The sequence below is a fragment of the Microbacterium sp. CCH5-D1 genome (genome assembly GCF_001557335.1).
GTDB lineage: Bacteria > Actinomycetota > Actinomycetes > Actinomycetales > Microbacteriaceae > Microbacterium > Microbacterium oxydans.
The window spans coordinates 1-3,763 of record NZ_LSJW01000010.1 but is presented as its reverse complement, the minus strand read 5'-3'; the positions used below and the strand labels follow the sequence as shown (position 1 = coordinate 3,763).

5 protein-coding genes are annotated in these 3,763 nt (G+C 69.6%); all 5 read left to right on the top strand.

The window, feature by feature from the left end:
- The first annotated feature begins 14 nt into the window (after positions 1 to 14).
- Positions 15 to 104, top strand: a complete 90-nt coding sequence (locus tag AX744_RS21175) for a hypothetical protein (protein WP_269454434.1) — start codon at positions 15 to 17, stop codon at positions 102 to 104.
- Positions 104 to 640 (top strand): formaldehyde-activating enzyme, encoded by a 537-nt coding sequence (gene fae, locus AX744_RS00775; protein ID WP_061015117.1) that lies wholly within the window; start codon positions 104 to 106, stop codon positions 638 to 640. The genes AX744_RS21175 and fae overlap by 1 nt, the downstream gene beginning before the upstream one ends.
- Positions 637 to 1,590: an NAD(P)-dependent oxidoreductase gene (locus AX744_RS00770; RefSeq protein ID WP_061015116.1), complete on the top strand. Its 954-nt coding sequence runs from the start codon at positions 637 to 639 to the stop codon at positions 1,588 to 1,590. The genes fae and AX744_RS00770 overlap by 4 nt, the downstream gene beginning before the upstream one ends.
- Positions 1,587 to 3,071: an NAD-dependent succinate-semialdehyde dehydrogenase gene (locus tag AX744_RS00765; protein ID WP_046749666.1), complete on the top strand. Its 1,485-nt coding sequence runs from the start codon at positions 1,587 to 1,589 to the stop codon at positions 3,069 to 3,071. Before AX744_RS00770 ends, AX744_RS00765 begins: the two co-directional genes overlap by 4 nt.
- A gap of 9 nt (positions 3,072 to 3,080) precedes the next feature.
- A partial coding sequence (locus tag AX744_RS00760; RefSeq protein WP_061015115.1) for an SDR family NAD(P)-dependent oxidoreductase occupies positions 3,081 to 3,763 on the top strand: 683 nt, incomplete at its 3' end.

Sequence of the window (3,763 nt, the reverse complement as noted above, 5' to 3'; positions counted from 1 at the left end):
TGACCACCGAGGTCATGCAGGAGCTCAACGCCAAGGCCGATGTCGACGGTGAGGATCCCGAGGACATCGCGATCGACTGGCTCGAAGAGCAGGGACTCATCTGATGACCGCGTCCCTCCAGATCGGCGAGAGCTTCGTCGGAGAAGGCGTGAACGCGGCGCACATCAACACCGTGCTCGGTCATCGCGAGGGCCCGGCGGGGACGGCATGGGCCACCGCCCTCGCCAGCCCCAGCGCAGGGCACGTGCCCTTCGTCGCCGTGCTCCGGCCTTCCCTGCCGGTCAAGCCGATGACCCTGTTCGTCACCAAGGCGGCCCCGGTCGGCGACGAGCACGGCCTCCTCATCTGGGGCCCCGCGCAGGCGGGCGTGGCGGCCGGCGTCGCGGATGCCGTGGCCGAGGGGGCCATCCCCTCCGAGTCCGCGGAGACGCACGCCCTCATCGCCGCGGTGTGGGTGAACCCCGCAGCCGACGACGCCGAGGCCGTCTACCGGAACAACCGCGAGGCCACGCGCACCGCACTGGTGAACGGCGCCGGCGGGCTGCCGCTCCTCGACGAGGTGCTCGCTGCGCGGCACGAGCCACGTAATCCCTTCTTCAGCCCCTCCACTCCGATCTCGAAGGACACGCACGACCGATGAGTTCTCCCACCCCCGTCCTCGACCCCGAACGCGTCGAGACCCGGCCCACCGTCGGCTTCATCGGCCTCGGCAACATGGGCTCCGGCATGACGTTCAACCTGCAGGCTGCCGGCTTCCCCCTGGTGGTCACCGATCTCCGACGCGAGTCGGCGGACGCGCTGATCGCCGGCGGTGCGACGTGGGCGGACACGCCCCGCGAGGTCGCCGCATCCAGCGACCTCGTGATCACGATGCTGCCGACGCCGAAACACGTCGAAGCCGTGGCGACGGGCCCGGAAGGTCTCGTCGCCGGGCTTCCCGACGGCGGCACCTGGATCGACATGTCCACCTCCGTGCCCGATGTGCTGGACGGCGTCAGGGCCTCGACCGCCGGCCGCGGTCTGCACCTGGTCGATGCGCCCGTGAGCGGGATGTCGGTGGGGGCGGCGAACGGAATGCTGCAGATCTTCGTGGGAGGGGAGGCCGCAGACGTCGAGCGGCTGCGCCCCGTGTTCGAGGCGATGGGCGACCCGGAGCGGATCCTCCATGTGGGCGGTCACGGCGCCGGGTACGCAGTGAAGCTCATGATCAACCAGCTGTGGTTCTCGCACCTGGTTGCGACCGCCGAGGTGCTCTCGGTCGGCGTCGCGGCGGGCGTCGACCTCGGTGTGCTTCGCGACGCGCTCATCGCGAGCCCGGCGAACAGCACCTTCGTCTCCCGCGACGTGCTGTCCATTCTCGACCACGGCGACTACGACGAGGGGTTCGCGATCGCACTCGCGTGCAAGGACCTGGGCCTCTCCATCGACCTCGCTCGATCGGTGGGAATGCCGGTGGAGGTGTCCTCGCTCGTCGAGCAGATCTTCCGTCGGGCGCGCGCCCGTTACGGAGACCGTGCAGGCGAGATGACACCCGTGCGCCTGTACGAAGAGGTCCTCGGCCGCGACCTGCGTCGGGAGGTGGCAGTATGAGCGCCGCTCGCGAGCTCGACGTCATCGCCTCCATACCGAAGGGCCTGTTGATCGGCGGGCAGTGGCGGGACGCGGCCTCAGGGCATACCTTCGCGGTTCACGACCCGTCGACCGGCGACGTGCTCGCCGAGGTGGCCGACGCGACGCCGGAGGACGGCATGGCGGCGCTGGATGCGGCCGCCGCAGCACAGGCGGCTTGGGCAGCGACCGCTCCGCGTGAACGGGGTGAGATCCTCCGCCGGGCATTCGACATCGTCACGGCACGCGCGGAGGACTTCGCACTCGTCATGACCCTCGAGATGGGCAAGCCGCTCGCCGAGTCGCGTGCCGAGGTCGCCTACGGAGCCGAGTTCCTGCGCTGGTTCTCGGAGGAGGCGCCGCGCATCTCGGGGCGCTACGCCACCGCACCGGACGGCCGCAATCGACTGCTCGTCGCGAAACGCCCCGTGGGACCCAGCCTTCTCATCACGCCCTGGAACTTCCCCCTCGCGATGGCGACACGCAAGATCGCTCCGGCGCTCGCCGCCGGGTGCACCTCGGTGCTCAAGCCTGCGGCGCTCACGCCCCTCACGGCCCTGCTCTTCGCCGAAGTCCTGCGCGAGGCCGGGGTGCCGGACGGGGTCGTGAACGTCATCCCGACCAGCCGCGCGGGTGCGGTCACCGGGCCACTCATCGCCGATCCCCGCCTGCGCAAGCTCTCCTTCACCGGATCGACCGAGGTGGGACGACGGCTGATCGCCGACGCCGCCCACCAGGTGCTGCGCGTGTCGATGGAACTCGGCGGCAACGCACCGTTCCTCGTCTTCGAGGACGCCGACATCGATGCGGCTGTCGAAGGAGCCCTCCTCGCGAAACTGCGCAACGGCGGGGAGGCATGCGTGGCGGCGAACCGATTCCTCGTCCACGAGAGCGTGGCCGACGTCTTCACCTCCCGCCTCATCGACCGCATGGCCGGCTCCGTGAATGCGCGCGGCACCGACCCGGAATCGACGCTCGGCCCGCTCGTCGACCAGTCGACCCGGGACAAGGTCGTCGAGCTCGTGTCCGGCGCTGTCGAGGACGGCGCGCGCATCGCACTCGGCGGAAGCGTTCCGCAGGGTCGTGGGTACTTCTACCCTGCGACCGTGCTCGTCGACGTGCCTCGGGACGCCCGCATCCTCCAGGAGGAGATCTTCGGCCCGGTCGCGCCGATCACGACCTTCCGCGACGAGGACGAGGCGGTGCGGCTCGCCAACGCCTCCGAGTACGGCCTCGTGTGCTTCGCGTACACGCAGGACCTCAATCGCGGTCTCCGTCTGGCCGAGCGGCTCGAGACAGGGATGTTCGGCCTCAACACCGGCCTCGTGTCGAACCCGGCTGCCCCGTTCGGGGGCGTCAAGCAGTCCGGCATCGGTCGTGAGGGCGGGTTCGAGGGGATCGACGAATACCTCGAGACGACCTACATCGGCATCGCCGATCCGTTCGCTGGCTCTCTTTCCTGAAGGATCATCGTGCACATCACCGAATTCTCCCTCGATCACTTCTCACTCCAGGGCAGACGAGCGATCGTAACGGGCGGGAACACCGGCCTCGGTCAGGCGTTCACGCTCGCCCTCGCCAAGGCGGGAGCCGACGTGTTCGTCCCCACCCTCTTCGATGACCGTGGCGAGACCGCTGCGCTCCTCGCCGAGGCCGGGGTCGGCTACCGGGAGCTGCGCATCGACATCACCGCCGACGGGGCACCTGCCCGGGTGATCGACGCATGCGTCGAGGCGTTCGGGGGGCTGGACATCCTGGTGAACTCCGCCGGGATCAGCCGCATCGCGGACGTGACCGATTTCGGCCGCGCGCAGTGGGACCCCATGGTCGCGGTCAACCTCACCGCCGCGTTCGAGATGTCGCACGAAGCGACCAAGTGGATGATCCCGCAAGGTTCGGGGAAGATCATCAACATCGCCTCGCTGTTCTCGTTCCTTGGCGGACTCGGGTCGCCCGCCTACGCGGCGACCAAGCACGGCATCGCCGGGCTCACGAAGGCGTACGCCGACGAGCTCGGCGGACACGGCATCCAGGTCAACGCGATCGCCCCGGGATACTTCGCCACCCCGATTACCTCCGAGACGCGTGGGGACGCGGAGGCGAACCGGCGCATCGTCGACCACACGCCGGCGGGGAGGTGGGGGGACGTCGCCGA